Below are 17,210 nucleotides of genomic sequence, written 5' to 3' on the forward strand. Positions count from 1 at the left end.
CAAAATTGACCGCACTTTTCATTTACAACATTAAAACAACACTCTTGTACGAATCGTGCCGTCAATTTCTCGCAATTTTGCCAATAATGGCGTGGCGTCATCCGTTTCCACATCAATCACCACATAACCGATTTTCGGATCGGTTTGCAGGTATTGTGCCGCAATATTAATGTTGGCCTCCACAAAAATTTGGTTGATTCTATTCAACACACCCTGACGGTTTTCGTGAATATGCAATAAACGTTTCGAGCCTTCGTGTTCCGGTAAAGACACTTCAGGGAAGTTGACGGAAGACAGCGTTGAACCGTTATCGGAATATTTCACGAATTTACCCGTCACTTCAGCACCGATATTTTCTTGCGCTTCCGCTGTTGAACCGCCGATATGCGGAGTTAACAATACATTATCGAATTTACGCAACGGCGAAATGAATTCTTCCTTAATGGACGCCGGTTCGTTCGGAAACACGTCAATGGCCGCACCGTGCAATTTGCCTTCTTCTAGGGCTTTTGCCAAGGCATCAATATCCACCACCGTACCGCGCGCCGCATTAATCAAAATAGAATCCTGTTTTAATTGGGCAATACGTTCTGCACTGATTAAATTACGGGTGGAAGGCAAATCCGGTACATGCAGGGAAATCACATCACAAGAACCGAGTAATTCTTCTAAGCTACGTACTTGCTTGGCGTTACCAAGAGGAAGTTTGTTTTCAATATCATAAAAATGCACATCCATACCCAATGATTCTGCAATAATACTGAGCTGCGAACCGATATGACCGTAACCAACGATACCCAGTTTTTTGCCACGCACTTCGTGTGAGCCCACGGCAGATTTATTCCATAAACCACGATGCACTTCCGCATTGGCTTTCGGAATGTTACGCATTAATAACAAGATCTCGCCCAACACTAATTCCGCGACGGAACGGGTGTTGGAAAATGGCGCATTAAACACCGGAATACCGCGTGCTTTAGCGGCATTTAAATCCACTTGGTTGGTACCGATACAGAAACAACCGATCGCAATAAGTTTTGGTGCGGCGGCAATCATTTCTGCAGTCAAATGAGTACGGGAACGCAAACCGACAAAATGGGCTTCTTTAATAGCCTCTTTTAAATCGTCGCCATCCAACGCTTTTTCATAATAATCAATATTGGTATAACCTGCGGCATGTAAGGTGTCTACGGCACTTTGGTGCACGCCTTCGAGTAACACAAATTTAATTTTAGATTTATCTAATGAAACTTTTGATGTCATGCTTGCTCTCCATTTATTATTTTTTAGATTATTTTTGCACCGTTCGGTGTGCCGACAATCACCGTATTGGCAGGGCGTAAGGCAAAAATGCCGTTGGTCACGACGCCCGCGATGTTATTTAATTCTTTTTCCATTTCTACCGGGTTAAGAATTTCAAAATTATGCACATCTAAAATGATGTTGCCGTTATCGGTTACTACACCTTCACGATATTCCGGCGCTCCGCCGAGTGCCACCAATTTACGCGCCACTTGTGAACGCGCCATCGGGATCACTTCTACCGGTAACGGGAATGTAGAGCCTAACACATCAACTTGCTTGCTACTATCCACAATGCAGATGAAATTTTTTGCAAGTGCAGCCACAATTTTTTCACGTGTCAACGCCGCACCGCCGCCTTTGATCATCATTTTTTGCGGATTAATTTCGTCAGCGCCATCAACATAAATATCTAAGTTCGTCACATCATTTGCGCTAAATACTTCAATACCATGTTTTTTCAGTAATTCTTCCGAATTTTTAGAAGCTGCTACAGCACCTTTGATTTCATCTTTCATTGAACCAAGTGCTTCAATAAAGCAATTTACGGTAGAACCGCTACCCACGCCTACGATCATCTCCGGCTTCACAAATTGCAAAGCCGCTTGTGCGGCGATTTTTTTCATTTCAAGTTGATTCATTTTTTTGTCCTCAATTGGCGGGAAATCACCTACTTCACTTTAATATTAATGGGGAGAATAAACAAGCGTAATTGTAGCCACCAACTCATTTATGTTTTGCTACGCATTCACACTATACTATCTTTTATCTTATGCTTCAGGAAAATAGAATTTGTTACAAATGCTCTATTTTTTATTTAATAACAAATGACACATATAAATTTTGATCATTTAGATTCTCTAAATATTTTCTAGCACTTCTAATACTTTCGCTTTGAAAATTTCCCTCGTAGTACCAATTATCATAAGTATGTTCAAATTTATCATCATTTTTTCTATAGATATCTCCCCCTAAAATAAATAAATTTAAACTTTCTAAGATACTTACAATGCTAATGGAAAAATTTATTGGAATAATTACTGTATCCTCTCCTTCCTCAAATAAACTAACCCCATAATTAATATAAATATTTATCAATTCATTCATAAAGTTGCGTACTCCGAGAGCATTTATTATAACCAAACATAATATAAATATTTTTCTATCTCTGTCTTAATATTTAATATCTTTAAAAACATTTTCAGCTTGATATTTTGAATGCTTATTTTTACAAGTTAGAAAAATTATTATTCCATTATTCATTCTCCAAAAAGAGTTCTAACAGTTCATTCAAAAACAATTTACCATGTTCAGTGATTTGCCAACTTTCCGTATTTTCGGTGATATAACATTGCTTAAGCGCAAAAATCATCTGATTTTCTACTACACTTTGAGGCAAACCTGTGAATTGTTCAAATTCTATTTTAGGCACGGCTTCCAATAAACGGAAGCGATTCATGAAGAATTCAAAAGGGCGATCTTGCACGCTAACCTCCCGCTCTTCATACCTATACTCCCCGCGCATATAACCTTTCGGATGCTTCGTTTTGCTGTAACGCAAAATGTTGCCATTCTGAAAACTGAGTTTCCCATGTGCCCCACAACCAATGGCCAGATAATCGCCAAAACGCCAATAATTCAAGTTATGTTGACATTGAAACCCCGGTTTGGCATAAGCAGACGTTTCGTATTGTTGATAACCTGCCGCTGTTAATAATTGATGTCCTTGCTCGAAAATATCCCACAATTCATCGTCGTCGGGTAGTTTCGGTGGGCGATAAGCAAACATGGTATTCGGTTCGATCGTGAGCTGATACCAAGACAAATGTGGCGGCGCCAGTTCAATGGCTTGACGTAAATCCTCTAAGGCTTCGTTTAAGGTTTGATTCGGCAAGCCGTGCATTAAATCCAGATTAAAACTACGTAGAGGAGAAACGCTCGCCAATTTGACCGCACTTTTGGCCTCGGCCGCGTTATGAATCCGCCCTAACTTTTGCAATTTTTCATCCGAAAAACTTTGAATGCCCATAGAAATTCGATTCACACCCGCTTGGGCATAGCCTAAAAAACGCTCGGCTTCTACGGTGCCGGGATTAGCTTCCAAGGTAATTTCAATATTGGGCGCAAAGGGAATGCGCTGTTCGATTTGCTGTAATAAATAAGCGATGGTATCTGCTGAAAACAGGCTTGGCGTGCCACCACCGATAAAAATCGAATGGAGTGGGCGTTGTTGCACGCTTTCTTGATAATGCGCTAAATCCGCCGTTAAATCGGCAATTAAATGGCGCACATAATCCTGTTCGGGAATCGCGCCTTTTTGCGCATGCGAATTAAAATCGCAATACGGGCATTTCTGTACGCACCACGGAATGTGAATGTATAAACTCAGGGGAGGCAAAACCAACGGATTCAAAATATCCTCGACATTAGCGAGCAACGACAGCCGTGCCGCTGGCCACAATCATAAACATGCTTTTAGAATCGGAAGTAATGGTAGTGTAATTCACCTCTACCCCCACAACGGCGTTGGCACCCAATGCGGCGGCATTTTTCTCCAACTCTTCTAAAGCCTCTTTGCGCGCTTTCGTAATGCGTGATTCATACATGCCTGAACGGCCGCCGATGATGTCGGTAATCCCTGCGAAGAAATCACGAATAAAGTTTGAGCCGGCAACCACTTCGCCAAAAACTAACTGTTTATATTCGACGATTTGCTTGCCTTCAATGGTGTTGGTTGTGGTAATAATCATGTTGTGTCCTTAAAAAATTCTCTGTAAAAATTCTTTGTAAAAACTGACCGCACTTTTATGCGCCTAATTTTGTTTTAAGCATCGCTAATGCACGGGCGCGGTGAGAAATTTTCTTTTTCTCAACGGTTTCCAGCTCGGCAAAGGTGCAACCTGTCTCCGGGCTGAAAAAGAGCGAATCATAACCAAAGCCGTTATCGCCTTTTTCCTCAAAAGCGATCACGCCGTGGCATTCGCCTTGAGTAATAATCGGCGACGGATCAGTCGGGTGTTGCAATAATACGATAGTGCTAACGAATTTGGCTTTGCGCTGCTCAGCAGGCACATTAGCTAATTCTGCTAATAATTTCTCACGATTTTTAGCATCGGCTTGTTCACCATCCACACCTGCATAACGGGCAGAATACAGCCCCGGAGCGCCGTTTAACGCGTCAACCACCAAGCCGGAATCATCGGCAATCGCCGGTAACCCGGATTTTTCGGCGGCATAACGCGCTTTTAGGATGGCATTTTCCACAAAGGTTAACCCCGTTTCTTCCGGGCTGTCGATGCCTAAATCCGTTTGTGCGACAACCTCAAAGCCGAAATCAGACAATACATCCGCCATTTCTTTGACTTTGCCTTTGTTGCCCGTCGCCAATACAATTTTTTGTTTCATTTTTGCTCTCTTAAGTGCGGTGGAAAAATGCCGAATATTATAACCATGCCCAATAAAAAAGACGAGGAACATTGCCTCGTCTTCACATAAACTAACCTAAAAGAAAAAATTATAATGCGATACGATCGCGATTCTTTTCTAATGTCGCTTTACCAATCCCCTGTACTTCCAATAATTGTTCCACTGCGCTGAAATTACCGTGTTTTTCACGATATTGCACAACCGCCTCCGCTTTTTTCGCACCAATGCCTACAAGCGCTTTCTGAATTTCTGCTGCTGTAGCGGTGTTAATATTCACTTTATCACCGACACTGTTTTGCACCGCCGGTTGTTCAAGTTGTACCGGCTCAGCCGTTTTTTCTGCGGCAATCGCAGAACCCGCAAACACCGAACCGAACACAAAAGCGGCGGCTAAAAGATGCTTCATTGCTTTCATAATGATTCCTTTTCTAACTGAAGTTAAACACGCGTTGAATCAATCAACGGGCGTATTTTGCTGAAAAGAAAAAAACGCACGAGAAAATGACCGCACTTTTGGGAGTCGGATCGCAAAATAAAGAAAAGTGCGGTAGAAATTTGGAATGTTTTTGAGAGGATTTAGTTGATCGTGCACGCGTCATAACGTGCAGATAGAAACAAAAAGGCACGCATAAGGAAACGCGCGCCATCGAGATATTAGACAGAAGAGTGCTCCTTCCTACAAACGAACATCAGAACGAACTCAGTTCACCTCTTTTACCCGCAACTCTTTCGGCACTTCAAAGAACATATTTTCTTCAAGACCTTGCAGTTCCTCCACGGTGGTGACGCCGAATTCTTTTAGGCGGGAAATAACCGATTGCACCAGTTCTTCCGGGGCAGAAGCACCGGCGGTAACACCAATAGTTTGCACGCCGTCAAACCAGTTGGCTTGAATGTCATTCGGGTCATCAATCAATTTTGATGCCACGCCCATGCGCGAAGCCAGTTCCGCCAATCGGTTAGAGTTCGAGGAATTTTTAGAGCCGACCACGACAACCAAATCCGATTGTTTCGCCAATTCGCGCACCGCCTGTTGACGGTTGGTTGTGGCATAGCAAATGTCATTTTTATGCGGACCTTGAATCGCAGGATATTTTTCTTTTAAAGCGGTGATAGTCTCCGCCGTGTCATCTAAAGACAACGTGGTTTGCGTCATAAAAGTTAAATCATCATCCTGCTGCACCGGCAAATGCGCAATGTCTTCCACGCTTTCGATTAAATAAATGCCGCCCTCTTGGTTGCCATATTGCCCCATGGTGCCTTCCACTTCAGGGTGACCTTTATGCCCGATTAAAATCGCCTTAGTGCCTTTTCGACTGGCGCGGGCCACTTGCATATGCACTTTCGTCACCAATGGGCAAGTGGCGTCAAATACTTTGAGATTGCGGTCTTTGGCTTCTTGACGCACCGCTTGAGACACGCCGTGGGCGGAGAAAATCACAATGGCACCATCCGGCACTTCGTTTAATTCTTCCACAAAAATGGCGCCGCGCTCACGCAAGCCGTTCACAACAAAACGGTTATGCACCACTTCATGACGCACATAAATAGGCGCCCCGTGAATTTCTAACGCTAATTCCACAATACTGATCGCACGATCAACGCCGGCGCAGAAACCGCGCGGATTAGCTAAAATAATTTTCATTATTTCTGTTCCTGTTTTTTACCCTGCTTGAATGCATCTAAAGCAATCAACGCGGCCCCCACACAAATGGCAATATCCGCCACGTTAAATACAGGATAACGCCAATCCCGCCAATAAAAATCGAAGAAATCGATTACGTAACCGTTATAAGCACGATCTACCGCATTCGCCAACGCCCCGCCGATAATCAGCGCATAAGCCGCATTTTGCAATTTCTGGGCGGCCTCACTTTTCGCCATAAAATAAATCAACATACTTGAAATGACGACCGCTAAACCGATAAAAAAGAATTTCTGCCAACCATCATGATCTGCTAAAAAACTAAATGCCGCGCCAGTATTGTGCACATAAGTGAGATTAAAGACAGGCAGAATGTTCACACTTTCATACAAAGCAAATTTTTGTACCACAATATACTTCGTCAGTAAATCAAGCACAAAAGCGACCGCACTTAGCCAGAGAAAAGAGAGTCCGGATTTTTGTTGGGACATAGTTTTTCCTAAATAAAACCATCATAAAAATTAGGTCGCCATTCTAGCACAAGGTAAGACTTTATAAAGAAAAAGTGATTTGAAACACAACGAAAAGGCAGGATTTCTCTATGACAGAGATCACAAAATTCAACAGAGTAATTTGTTTTTTCACATTTTTTTCGATAGACTCTGCACAATCATTAGTCGGGGTGCCATTGGCTGAGATAATACCCGTGAACCTGAAACAGTTAACACTGACGTAGGAAACTAAATCATGTCTATATTGCCATTCTTTTTAAAAACATTCTTAAAATCCACCGCACTTTTTGCCTCCCTCGCTAAGTTAGCCTGCGATGCCTTGCCTTGATATCCAACATCTATGCTTGCAATTCGATCGCAAGCCGCTATTTGTCGATCTTCATTTTCGCGTAGAACAAGGGGAATGGGTTGTGTTGCTCGGGCGCTCCGGTGTGGGGAAATCCACTTTATTACGCGCCATTGCAGGCTTGGAACAAACCGCAATTACCCAAGGCCATATCCAATTTGCCCACCACATCAAAGCGGCTTGGTTGGCACAGCAAGACAGTTTATTCCCATGGCTTTCCGTGTTGGATAACGTGCAGTTGGCGCAGCACCTCCAGGGTCAGAAAAATGCTAAAACCCAAGAGAAAGCCAAAGAACTATTACATGCCGTCGGCATGGCGGATCATTGGCATAAACCTTGTTATCAGCTTTCCGGCGGACAACGCCAACGGGTGGCACTGGCGCGTACCTTAATGCAAGATGCCGATCTAATTTTAATGGACGAACCCTTTTCTGCACTGGATGCGGTCAGCCGTTTACAGTTACAAAATCTCGCCTGTGAACTACTGAAAGAGAAAACTGTGATTTTGGTGACCCATGATCCGCAAGAAGCCATTCGTTTAGGGGAAAAAATTTATGTATTACAAGGACAACCGGTGCAAATAAAACAGGTTGCTCAATTAAATCCCATAAAGCCCCATCAGCTTCACCAAGAGGCACTGTGGGCGCTGCAAAATAGGCTTATCGAACAATTAATGGCGGAGCCAACATGAAGAAAATAGCCCGTCTCGTTTTATTAAGCGCCCTGTTAATTGCGTTATGGCAAGGCATTATCAGTCTGTTTGATGTGCCGCCCTACTTATTGCCTGCCCCATTCTCCGTATGGCAACGATTAATGACTCAAGCAGACTTGCTCTTCATGCATGCCCAAATTACGTTGTTGGAAATTTTGTTAGGCTTAATTTTCGGTTTTCTATTCGGGCTATCTTCTGCGCTACTACTTACTCTTTCCCGTAAAATCTCGGCTTTCTTAATGCCATTATTGGTGATTTCACAAGCCATTCCGGTGTTTGCCATCGCACCATTGCTCATATTATGGCTTGGTTATGGCATGGCATCCAAAATCACCATGGCGATTTTGATTATCTATTTTCCCGTCACGGCAGCCTGCTATGACGGCCTACGCAACACGCCGAAACCCTGGCTTCAACTTGCCCAAACCTTGCGTATTTCACCTGCTGCGATGCTATTGAAAGTCCGTTTACCGGCGGCGTTGCCTGCATTAGCGTCAGGATTACGCATTGCCGTCTCCATTGCGCCCATTGGCGCCATTGTGGGGGAATGGGTCGGTTCTTCGGAAGGATTGGGCTATTTAATGCTGCAAGCCAATGCCCGAATGCAAATCGACTTGATGTTTGCGGCGCTATTTTTACTTTTGCTCATGGCGCTTTGCCTTTATTTCATCGTGGATAAATTACTGCGCAAAGCCCTGCCGTGGGTCAGTTATGTGCATTAGGAGGAAAAATGCTCAACCAACTCATTAAAAACGCTCAACCTTATTGGCAACAGTATGTAGAACATGACTTTGTCAAACAATTGGCCTGCGGCACCTTGCCGCCCGAATGCTTTCGTCATTATTTAAAGCAGGATTACCTTTACCTGTTCCATTACAGCCGCGCTTTTGCGTTAGCTATCTTTAAAGCCAAAAACTTTAGCCAAATGGAAATACCTCGAAAAAGTCTTGAAAGTATTTGTCAGGAAATTCAATTGCATTTGGCCTATTGCCGACAATGGAGCATCAGTGAAGCGGAAATATTTGCCACCCAAGAAAGCGCTGCCTGTGTTGCCTATACCCGCTATTTATTGGATTGCGGTGCTACCGGTGGTTTAGCGGAAATTTATGCGGCCATTACGCCTTGTGCCGTAGGCTATGCACAAATTGCACGCTATATCACAGAAAACTACCCACGCTTAGCCAATAATCCGTATCAAACGTGGATCGACACCTATGCTTCGGAGGCTTTTCAGAAAGAAGCGGAAGAAACATCCGCCTTTTTGACCACACTTTGTACCGACTTTACCCCAACCCAACAAAATCATATTCAACACATCTTTACGACGGCCACCCGCATGGAAATTGCCTTTTGGCAAATGGGGCTGGATCTCGCTTAACCACAAAAAGGAGCTACAATGAAAAAACACATTCTTTCAACATTAATTATCGGCGCGCTTTCGCTTAGCGTTCAGGCGGCAGAAAAACAAAAACTGTCTTTAATGCTGGATTGGTTTGTCAACCCGGATCACGCTGCATTGATCGTCGCACAGCAAAAAGGCTTTTTTGCCGAGCATAATCTGGAGGTAGATATTATTGAACCCGCCGATCCATCTCTGCCGCCTAAATTGGTCGCCGCCGGCAAAACAGATTTAGCCGTAGATTATCAACCGCAACTGCATATTCAAGTGGATGAAAAACTGCCTTTGGTGCGCATTGCGACATTGGCAGATTCTCCGTTAAACAGCTTGGTCACGTTGGAAAACAGCGGCATCAAAACCTTAGCGGATTTGAAAGGAAAGAAAATCGGCTATTCCGTTAGTGGCTTTGAAACAGCGCTGTTGGATGCCATGTTGAAGTCTGCCAATTTAAGTAATAAAGATGTTCAACTGATTAATGTGAATTGGTCTCTCTCCCCTTCTTTAATTAGCAAACAAGTGGATGCGGTTATTGGTTCATTCCGCAATTTTGAATTGAATCAATTAGCCATTGAAGGTTATCAGGGCAAGGCGTTTTTCCCTGAACAGCATGGCGTGCCGACCTATGATGAATTAATTATCGTCGCCAATAAAGACAAGATTCATGAAGCGAAATACAAAGATTTTGTCGGTGCACTACAACAAGCCACCGAGTACCTCAATTCACATCCGGAAGAAAGTTGGCAGCTTTTTGTCAGCTATAAACCGACAGAATTGGATAACGAACTCAATCGCCGTGCTTGGAAAGACACGCTGCCTTATTTGAGTAAACAGCCGGGTAGCTTTAATAAAGCAAACTATGAAAAAATGGCGGACTTTATGTTGCAACAAGGGTTATTGAAATCCAAAACAGCAGTAGAACATTACGCCACGGAGCTGAAAAAATAAGTAAATGCTTTACGATCAAAAAGTGCGGTCAATTTTGACCGCACTTTTATTTAGGCTCTACTACATGATTAAGCAAAACGTCTCACTTCGCCGTTACCTGCAACGTTTTCTACACAACGCGGGCAAAGTGTCGAATGTTCCGGATTCACGCCGATTTTGTCGGAATAATGCCAACAACGTGGGCATTTTTCGCCTTGAGAACGAGCAACACTTACCGCAATCCCCTCTAACTCGCCTGCCGCCACATCCGCCGGTTTATCCGCCAATGCTTTCACTTCTGCTTTTGAGGTAATTAATACGAAACGTAATTCATCGCCTAATTGTTCCAATAAGGCACGATATTCATCGTTAGCGTAAACGGTGACTTCCGCTTCCAAACCGCCGCCGATCACTTTGTCGTTACGGGCGATTTCTAATACGCGGTTCACTTCAGAACGTACTTTGATCAGTTGTTGCCAGTAAGCATCGTCTAATTTTTCGTTCGCGCCTAAGCCAAATAAGCCTTCGTAAAATTCTTCAGTGAAGACGAATTCTGCACGTGCCGTCGCCGTTTGTGGCAAATAGCCCCACACTTCATCCGCGGTAAAGGAAAGGATTGGTGCCATCCAACGTACCAACGCTTCGGCAATGTGCCATAACGCTGTTTGGCAACTACGGCGCGCAAGGCTGTCCGCTTTGGTGGTGTATTGACGGTCTTTGATAATATCAAGGTAGAACGAGCCCATTTCCACAGAACAGAAACGCATTAAGCGTTGCACTACGGCGTGGAATTGATAGTTATCGTACGCGTCTTTGATTTCGTTTTGAGCGTCTAATGCACAAGCCACCGCCCAACGATCTAAGTTAATCATTTCTTCCGGTTTCACCGCATCACGTTGTGGATCAAAACCGTTTAAGTTCGCTAACAAGAAACGTGCCGTGTTACGAATACGACGATAGCTGTCCGCTGCACGTTTTAAGATTTCATCAGAAACGGTCATTTCACCGGTATAGTCAGTAGAGGCCACCCATAAACGTAAAATGTCGCCACCGAATTTATCCATCACTTCTTGTGGCGTCACGATGTTGCCGATGGATTTTGACATTTTGCGGCCTTGACCATCCACGGTGAAGCCATGGGTTAATACTTGTTTGTATGGCGCTTTGTTGTCTGTTGCAGTAGAAAGCATTAAAGAAGACATAAACCAACCACGGTGTTGGTCGGAACCTTCCAAATACATATCGATATCTTGACCGTTAAATTCCGGACGGTTCGCCACAACAGAAGAATAGGTTGATCCTGAGTCAAACCATACGTCAAGGGTATCCGGCACTTTGCGATAGGTTTCTGCGTCCGCACCTAATAATTCTTTTTCGTCTAAATCCCACCATGCTTGAATACCGGCTTTCTCTACACGTTTCGCCACTTCTTCAAGTAACTCTAAAGTACGCGGATGAAGTTCTTCGGTTTCTTTGTGCACGAACAAGGTCATCGGTACGCCCCAAGTACGTTGACGGGAAATACACCAGTCAGGGCGGTTTTCAACCATTTTCTCGATACGCGCTTGACCCCAATCCGGAATCCAGCGAACTTGTTTGATTTCGCCTAATGCTTGTTGGCGTAAACCCTGTGTTTCCATGCCGATAAACCATTGCGGAGTCGCACGGAAAATAATCGGGGTTTTATGACGCCAGCAGTGTGGGTAGCTGTGTTTGATTTTCTCAACTTTTAATAAGTTGCCCACTTCTTGCAATTTTTCAACAACCAATGGATTGGCTTCAAATACGCCTTTGCCTGCAAAGAATTCAGTCGTTGAAATAAATTTACCGTCATTAGATACAAGGCCAGCCATCGGTAAGTCATATTGTTTACCCACGATAAAGTCGTCTAAACCGTGATCCGGTGCGGTATGTACTAAACCGGTACCGCCATCGGTAGTGACGTGTTCGCCTAAAACCACCGGCACGGTGAAATCATAGAACGGATGGTTAAAACGCACTAACTCAAGCTCTTGACCTTTCACTGAGCCTAAAATTTCAACTTGTTCCACGCCAACTGCTTTCGCCACGAATTCAACTAATTCAGCGGCTAAAATCACGCGTTCATCGCCTAACTGCACGAGGTTATATTCCAATTCCGCATTCAAAGCGATACCTCGGTTAGACGGAATGGTCCAAGGCGTGGTTGTCCAGATTACTGCAGATAATTTGCCATGACCTTTTCCTACTGCATTAAATTTCTCTTCAATTTCCACCGCACTTACTACCGGGAAACGCACATAAATAGACGGAGAAACTTTGTCTTCGTATTCCACTTCCGCTTCAGCCAAAGAAGAACCGCAGTCCAAACACCAGTGCACCGGCTTGGATCCTTTGTATAAGTGGCCGTTAGCAATCACTTTGCCAAGCGTACGAATGATATGCGCTTCAGTATCAAAGTTCATCGTCAAATAAGGGTTATCCCAATCGCCCAACACGCCTAAACGGATAAAGTCTTTTTTCTGACCTTCAACTTGTTCCGCGGCATATTCGCGGCATTTTTGACGGAATTCCGCTGCCGAAATTTTCTCATTTGGCTTACCTACTAAGCCTTCTACTTTCAATTCAATTGGCAAACCGTGACAGTCCCAACCCGGAATATAAGGAGAGTTAAAACCTAATGCGGTTTTGGATTTAACAATAATATCTTTCAGAATTTTATTCACCGCATGGCCGATATGAATGCTACCGTTCGCATACGGAGGGCCATCGTGCAAAATAAAGGATTTTTTGCCTTTTGAGGCTTCACGAATTTTTTGATAAAGGTTTTTTTCATACCAGTTTTTTAACATCACGGGCTCGCGCTTGGCTAAATCACCACGCATCGGAAAGCCCGTTTCGGGAAGGTTAAGGGTATTTTTATAATCAGTCATTTTATATTCCAGTGTTATGTAAAAATTAAAATTTGTGTTCTAAAAAGTGCGGTCGGTTTTAAAGATGTTTTTCGCTGTTTCCACATCCTTCGCAATTTGATCTTTTAAATCGTCAAAAGACGCAAATTTCATTTCATTGCGGATTTTATGGCATAGCTCGACTTCCAACCATTGTCCATAAATATCGCCTTGAAAATCAAATAAATGTGCTTCTAATAATTGATTCACGCCATTGATGGTCGGGCGGGTGCCGATGTTCGCGACCCCATTAAAAAACGCGCCGGATTTTAACCGCACAAAACGCGAAGCGTTTTGAACGTCGGCTTGTTCGACGGCCCCGGAGGGGTGAATAATCGAGCTAGGCTCGATTATGAATACTCTAACCGCGTAAACCCCTTTGACCGGATTCACCTGACGATGCAAGCGAATGTTCGCAGTAGGAAAGCCGATGGTGCGACCAAGCTGATTGCCATGAATCACGCGGCCTAAAATACGATAAGGACGCCCAAGTAATTTTTCCGCTAACGTTAAATCATCATTTGCCAACGCTTCGCGAATCGCTGTACTGCTGATTCGCAGCTCATCCAAGCAAAAGCTACGGTTATCTTCGACGGTAAAACCAAACTTTTCACCGGCTTGTTGCAACATAGCAAAGTTGCCTTGGCGTTTGGCGCCGAATTTGAAATCATCGCCGATACTCAAAAACTTAACGTTTAATGTGCGCACCAACCAATCTTCTATAAATTGCTCGGCCGGCATGCCCGCAAAAGTGCGGTCAAATTTTGCCACGATGACAATGTTCACGCCCGCTTGTTTGAGATAATGCAATTTGTCACGCAAACGCATTAAGCGCGCGGGGGCTTTTTCACCCAGAAAATATTCTCGCGGCTGGGGTTCAAACAACATAACCGCCATAGGCAAGTTCAGCTCGTCCGCTTTTTGGCGTAAATGGCGCAAAATCGCTTGATGCCCTAAATGCACCCCGTCGAAATTGCCAATTGTCAATGTGCAACCTTGCAAATTGTGCGGTAAATTTCCCAAGCCACGAAAGAGTTGCATTACATCTGTTCCATTAAATTTCAATCAAAAAATATTTCGGTATTATACGCATAAATCCATGCGCCACAAAAACTAATTTGCGGCTAATTAGCCCCGCTTAAATGCTGTTTCCGAATACCCAACAACAGCAACATTCCACCGTAAACTATCGCGGCTAAAACAATCAACCAAGCCAACCAATATACCCTGTTGAAAAAGCTCATGGCATTCCATTCGATCAAGCTTGGGCTGTTATACCAAACCAACAGCCCCATCATAGCGGCAGCGCAAAAAACTTTTAGAAAAAACACCGCACTTTGACGGCTGAAATGATAGATATCCGCTTTCGCCAAGCCACGATAAAGCAAGAAAGCGTTTAACGTCGCCGACATGGCAGAGGCAATTGCCAAGCCCACGTAGCTAAAAGGAATTGCTAACAGATTGAACGCCATGTTGCTCACCATGGCGATGATGCCGATTTTCACCGGCGTTTTGGTATCTTGGCGGGCGTAATAACCGTTGGCCAAAATCTTGATTAACATGAAGCTCAGAAGCCCTGCGTTAAAGCCCCACAGGGAATAAGAGGCGGCCTGAACATCGTTAAAGGTAAAGCTACCGCGCATAAACAGCACGAGCAACATCGGTTGCGCCAACACGGCAATGCCGATCATGGCAGGCACGCCAAGCAATAAAATCATGCGTACGCCCCAGTCCATTGTGTTGCGAAAATCTACCGCACTTTTGGCATTATCGTCACGGTTCACATGATGACGGGCAAGGGTCGGCAAAATCACCGTAGAAATGGCGATACCGAACAAGCCAAGAGGAAACTCTAACAAGCGGTCGGAATAATACAGCCAACTGATGGAACCCGTCATTAAGAAGCTGGCGATAAAGGTATCAAGCAGCAAGTTGATTTGGCTCACGGAAACACCGAATAAGGCGGGGATCATCAGCGTGCGGATTTTCTTCACGCCTTCGTCATGCCACGCCCATTTTGGCTTCACCAATAATTTGGCTTGATATAAGAAAGGCAGTTGAAACAGAAATTGTAATAAACCGCCGAGAAAGATCCCGATAGCCAAGCCTAAATCCGGATTTTCCAACTGCGGTGCCAGCCAAAGTGCGGTGGCAATCATGGCAATATTGAGCAACACCGGCGAGAACGACATCACGCCGAATTTGCCGATGGTATTGAGAATCGCACCGGACAGCGCAACGAAGGTCACGAACCATAAATAAGGAAAGGTGATTTTAAGTAACAACGAGGCTTGCGTGAATTTTTCCACATTTGGCCCGTCATTCAACCAATCCACAAACCAACCTGTTCCGAAAATGGCCGCGACCACCGGCGAGCCGATCATCGCTAATAACGTAACGACCGTGACCAAGCCTCCCAAGGTGCCGGACACTTTGCCGATAAATTCACGGGTTTTGGATAAATCACCGGATTTTTGATACTCCGCCAACACCGGCACAAACGCTTGTGAAAACGCCCCTTCGGCGAATAATCGACGGAGAAAATTAGGAATACGATTAGCGAACAAAAACACATCCGCCGCTGCACCGGCACCGATTAAATTGGCAATCACCACATCGCGAACCAACCCCAATACACGGGATACCAACGTCATGGCGCTCACGATAATGCCCGATTTTAATAACCTCTTACTCAAAATACTGCACTCTATAAAAATAAAATTTGCCTAATTGTATAGAAATTTCGTTTTTACGCTATATTCTAAGGGAAAAAACTGTTAAAATCCCGCGCACATCGTTTGGTGAGCCTATTTAGAAAGAGCTTGTTAAGAATAACGATGCCTACTTCGGTTGTGTCTCACCGAAATCAACACAAAATTCCCGTTGACAAATGTATAAGAAATCGGCATATTTACGCCCCTATTTTGTCACTATTAACTAACAGAAATTTTTAGGAGTTTGACCTTGGCTAATATCAAGTCAGCAAAAAAACGTGCGATTCAATCTGAAAAACGCCGTAAACACAACGCAAGCCAACGCTCTATGATGCGTACTTACATCAAAAAAGTTTATGCTCAAGTAGCAGCGGGCGAGAAAGTAGCAGCTGAAGCAGCATTCGTTGAAATGCAAAAAGTTGTTGACCGCATGGCTTCTAAAGGCTTAATCCACGCTAACAAAGCAGCCAACCACAAATCTAAATTAGCTGCACAAATTAAAAAATTAGCCTAATTTTTGCCTTATAATTTAAAGAGAAACCGCTAAAATGAGCGGTTTTTTGTTTTCATTGAAATGGTAAAAAATGTCGGTAAAAACCACCGCACTTTGCCTATCTCACTCTCCTACGCCGCTGATGAAATAATTTACTTCTCGATTGCGTGGTCTTATTTCTCAATACAGGCGTTTTTTCTACCACATGAATATGGCTACGGCGGTAGTGGCTGAGGAAATAATGTAGACTGCTGGCAAACAACACGCCCACTAAAAACACAATAATAATTTCGCCATATAAACGATGAAAAATCTGATTAATCTTGCTTTTTGTCGATTGCCCGTATTTAGCATCAAAAGTCACGCGTAGAAAGCCTTCTACACCGTTAGACGAATAAATCGGTTCGACGATTTGTTGTGAGTCCGCCTCTTTGTCTTCCTGTTTATCCAATCCCAATAAACTTCGCATATCAGGCGAATTCGTACTTTGCGCCAATAACTCACCATTACGCGCATAGAGGGCGGCATCTAACACAAATTCTTCTTTCACAAAGTTATCCAAATTTTCCACCAGTCGTTCGGTTTTCGCGTTATTGACCAATAACATCGAGAACAAACTGGCTTGTTGACGCGTCAGTAAATGGGACACATTCGCCACTTGGTTTACGCTAGAAAGTTGTGAACCGATTTTGAACTGTTTTACGCCAAATAAAATGACTGCCATGATGCCCGCGCATAACAAAACAATGCCAAAGAACATCATAAATTTAATCATTTTTTCTTTTACTAAATGCAAGTTATTTTCCC

Annotated in this window: 18 protein-coding genes and 1 riboswitch; of the genes, 5 read left to right on the plus strand and 13 right to left on the minus strand. The window is 43.8% G+C overall.

The genetic code is table 11. The annotated features are described in order from the left end of the window. Nucleotides 1-30: 30 nt before the first annotated feature. The 9 genes from serA to lspA form a co-directional block, all read right to left on the minus strand. Complete coding sequence (gene serA, locus DK428_RS02910) at nt 31-1,263, minus strand: phosphoglycerate dehydrogenase (RefSeq protein WP_109064292.1); 1,233 nt, start codon at nt 1,261-1,263, stop codon at nt 31-33. Nucleotides 1,264-1,286: 23 nt separating this feature from the next. Then, nucleotides 1,287-1,943, minus strand: coding sequence for a ribose-5-phosphate isomerase RpiA (gene rpiA / locus DK428_RS02915; RefSeq protein WP_109064293.1), 657 nt, complete (start codon nt 1,941-1,943; stop codon nt 1,287-1,289). 172 nt (nt 1,944-2,115) lie between these two features. Continuing rightward, nucleotides 2,116-2,409, minus strand: coding sequence for an Imm40 family immunity protein (imm40, locus tag DK428_RS02920; protein WP_109064294.1), 294 nt, complete (start codon nt 2,407-2,409; stop codon nt 2,116-2,118). Between the two features lie 148 nt (nt 2,410-2,557). Further along, nucleotides 2,558-3,715 carry a radical SAM family heme chaperone HemW gene (hemW, locus tag DK428_RS02925; RefSeq protein WP_109064295.1) on the minus strand — a complete coding sequence of 386 codons (1,158 nt, stop codon included), beginning with the start codon at nt 3,713-3,715 and terminating at the stop codon, nt 2,558-2,560. Between the two features lie 13 nt (nt 3,716-3,728). After that, nucleotides 3,729-4,052 (minus strand): YbjQ family protein, encoded by a 324-nt coding sequence (locus DK428_RS02930; protein ID WP_005701684.1) that lies wholly within the window; start codon nt 4,050-4,052, stop codon nt 3,729-3,731. 55 nt (nt 4,053-4,107) lie between these two features. Further along, entirely contained in the window at nt 4,108-4,707 is a 600-nt protein-coding gene (gene rdgB, locus DK428_RS02935) for an RdgB/HAM1 family non-canonical purine NTP pyrophosphatase (protein WP_109064296.1), read from the minus strand. Between the two features lie 109 nt (nt 4,708-4,816). Then, on the minus strand, nt 4,817-5,143 hold the full coding sequence (locus tag DK428_RS02940; protein ID WP_109064297.1) for a helix-hairpin-helix domain-containing protein: 327 nt from the start codon (nt 5,141-5,143) through the stop codon (nt 4,817-4,819). Nucleotides 5,144-5,428: 285 nt separating this feature from the next. Next, complete coding sequence (ispH, locus tag DK428_RS02945; RefSeq protein WP_065294703.1) at nt 5,429-6,373, minus strand: 4-hydroxy-3-methylbut-2-enyl diphosphate reductase; 945 nt, start codon at nt 6,371-6,373, stop codon at nt 5,429-5,431. After that, a complete protein-coding gene (gene lspA / locus DK428_RS02950) occupies nt 6,373-6,864 on the minus strand; it encodes a signal peptidase II (RefSeq protein ID WP_109064298.1) in 492 nt (163 codons plus the stop codon). The genes ispH and lspA overlap by 1 nt, the downstream gene beginning before the upstream one ends. A gap of 177 nt (nt 6,865-7,041) precedes the next feature. Then, nucleotides 7,042-7,129, plus strand: a riboswitch (TPP riboswitch). Between the two features lie 70 nt (nt 7,130-7,199). Between lspA and DK428_RS02955 the strand changes: the two genes are divergently transcribed. From DK428_RS02955 to DK428_RS02970, 4 genes are read left to right on the plus strand one after another with little or no spacing between them, the layout of a single operon-like run. Then, a complete protein-coding gene (locus DK428_RS02955; protein WP_109064299.1) occupies nt 7,200-7,922 on the plus strand; it encodes an ABC transporter ATP-binding protein in 723 nt (240 codons plus the stop codon). Next, nucleotides 7,919-8,665 (plus strand): ABC transporter permease, encoded by a 747-nt coding sequence (locus DK428_RS02960; RefSeq protein ID WP_109064300.1) that lies wholly within the window; start codon nt 7,919-7,921, stop codon nt 8,663-8,665. The genes DK428_RS02955 and DK428_RS02960 overlap by 4 nt, the downstream gene beginning before the upstream one ends. Before the next feature lie 8 nt (nt 8,666-8,673). Beyond that, complete coding sequence (gene tenA, locus DK428_RS02965; RefSeq protein ID WP_109064301.1) at nt 8,674-9,321, plus strand: thiaminase II; 648 nt, start codon at nt 8,674-8,676, stop codon at nt 9,319-9,321. A gap of 18 nt (nt 9,322-9,339) precedes the next feature. Next, nucleotides 9,340-10,287 carry an ABC transporter substrate-binding protein gene (locus DK428_RS02970; protein ID WP_109064302.1) on the plus strand — a complete coding sequence of 316 codons (948 nt, stop codon included), beginning with the start codon at nt 9,340-9,342 and terminating at the stop codon, nt 10,285-10,287. Between the two features lie 68 nt (nt 10,288-10,355). Here DK428_RS02970 and ileS read toward each other — a convergent pair whose 3' ends face one another. From ileS to murJ, 3 genes are all read right to left on the minus strand, one after another. Further along, the gene (gene ileS, locus DK428_RS02975; RefSeq protein WP_109064303.1) at nt 10,356-13,178 is read right to left on the minus strand and encodes an isoleucine--tRNA ligase; all 2,823 of its coding nucleotides are present in this window, start codon (nt 13,176-13,178) and stop codon (nt 10,356-10,358) included. 39 nt (nt 13,179-13,217) lie between these two features. Then, a complete protein-coding gene (ribF, locus tag DK428_RS02980; RefSeq protein WP_109064304.1) occupies nt 13,218-14,237 on the minus strand; it encodes a bifunctional riboflavin kinase/FAD synthetase in 1,020 nt (339 codons plus the stop codon). Between the two features lie 83 nt (nt 14,238-14,320). Then, nucleotides 14,321-15,892, minus strand: coding sequence for a murein biosynthesis integral membrane protein MurJ (gene murJ / locus DK428_RS02985; RefSeq protein ID WP_109064305.1), 1,572 nt, complete (start codon nt 15,890-15,892; stop codon nt 14,321-14,323). 268 nt (nt 15,893-16,160) lie between these two features. Here murJ and rpsT point away from each other — a divergent pair, with 268 nt between their 5' ends. Continuing rightward, nucleotides 16,161-16,424 (plus strand): 30S ribosomal protein S20, encoded by a 264-nt coding sequence (gene rpsT, locus DK428_RS02990; RefSeq protein WP_109064306.1) that lies wholly within the window; start codon nt 16,161-16,163, stop codon nt 16,422-16,424. Nucleotides 16,425-16,521: 97 nt separating this feature from the next. On the opposite strand, the gene DK428_RS02995 is transcribed toward rpsT, so the two are convergent. Continuing rightward, complete coding sequence (locus tag DK428_RS02995) at nt 16,522-17,199, minus strand: YtjB family periplasmic protein (protein WP_109064307.1); 678 nt, start codon at nt 17,197-17,199, stop codon at nt 16,522-16,524. Nucleotides 17,200-17,210: the final 11 nt, after the last annotated feature.

The organism is Aggregatibacter kilianii, from assembly GCF_003130255.1.
Lineage (GTDB): Bacteria > Pseudomonadota > Gammaproteobacteria > Enterobacterales > Pasteurellaceae > Aggregatibacter > Aggregatibacter kilianii.

Bases quoted from the DNA above. Each gene is read 5' to 3' on its own strand.
- serA (WP_109064292.1), bottom strand. From the start codon at position 1,263: ATGACATCAAAAGTTTCATTAGATAAATCTAAAATTAAATTTGTGTTA.
- rpiA (WP_109064293.1), bottom strand. From the start codon at position 1,943: ATGAATCAACTTGAAATGAAAAAAATCGCCGCACAAGCGGCTTTGCAA.
- imm40 (WP_109064294.1), bottom strand. From the start codon at position 2,409: ATGAATGAATTGATAAATATTTATATTAATTATGGGGTTAGTTTATTT.
- DK428_RS02930 (WP_005701684.1), bottom strand. From the start codon at position 4,052: ATGATTATTACCACAACCAACACCATTGAAGGCAAGCAAATCGTCGAA.
- rdgB (WP_109064296.1), bottom strand. From the start codon at position 4,707: ATGAAACAAAAAATTGTATTGGCGACGGGCAACAAAGGCAAAGTCAAA.
- DK428_RS02940 (WP_109064297.1), bottom strand. From the start codon at position 5,143: ATGAAAGCAATGAAGCATCTTTTAGCCGCCGCTTTTGTGTTCGGTTCG.
- ispH (WP_065294703.1), bottom strand. From the start codon at position 6,373: ATGAAAATTATTTTAGCTAATCCGCGCGGTTTCTGCGCCGGCGTTGAT.
- lspA (WP_109064298.1), bottom strand. From the start codon at position 6,864: ATGTCCCAACAAAAATCCGGACTCTCTTTTCTCTGGCTAAGTGCGGTC.
- DK428_RS02955 (WP_109064299.1), top strand. From the start codon at position 7,200: ATGCCTTGCCTTGATATCCAACATCTATGCTTGCAATTCGATCGCAAG.
- DK428_RS02960 (WP_109064300.1), top strand. From the start codon at position 7,919: ATGAAGAAAATAGCCCGTCTCGTTTTATTAAGCGCCCTGTTAATTGCG.
- tenA (WP_109064301.1), top strand. From the start codon at position 8,674: ATGCTCAACCAACTCATTAAAAACGCTCAACCTTATTGGCAACAGTAT.
- DK428_RS02970 (WP_109064302.1), top strand. From the start codon at position 9,340: ATGAAAAAACACATTCTTTCAACATTAATTATCGGCGCGCTTTCGCTT.
- ileS (WP_109064303.1), bottom strand. From the start codon at position 13,178: ATGACTGATTATAAAAATACCCTTAACCTTCCCGAAACGGGCTTTCCG.
- ribF (WP_109064304.1), bottom strand. From the start codon at position 14,237: ATGCAACTCTTTCGTGGCTTGGGAAATTTACCGCACAATTTGCAAGGT.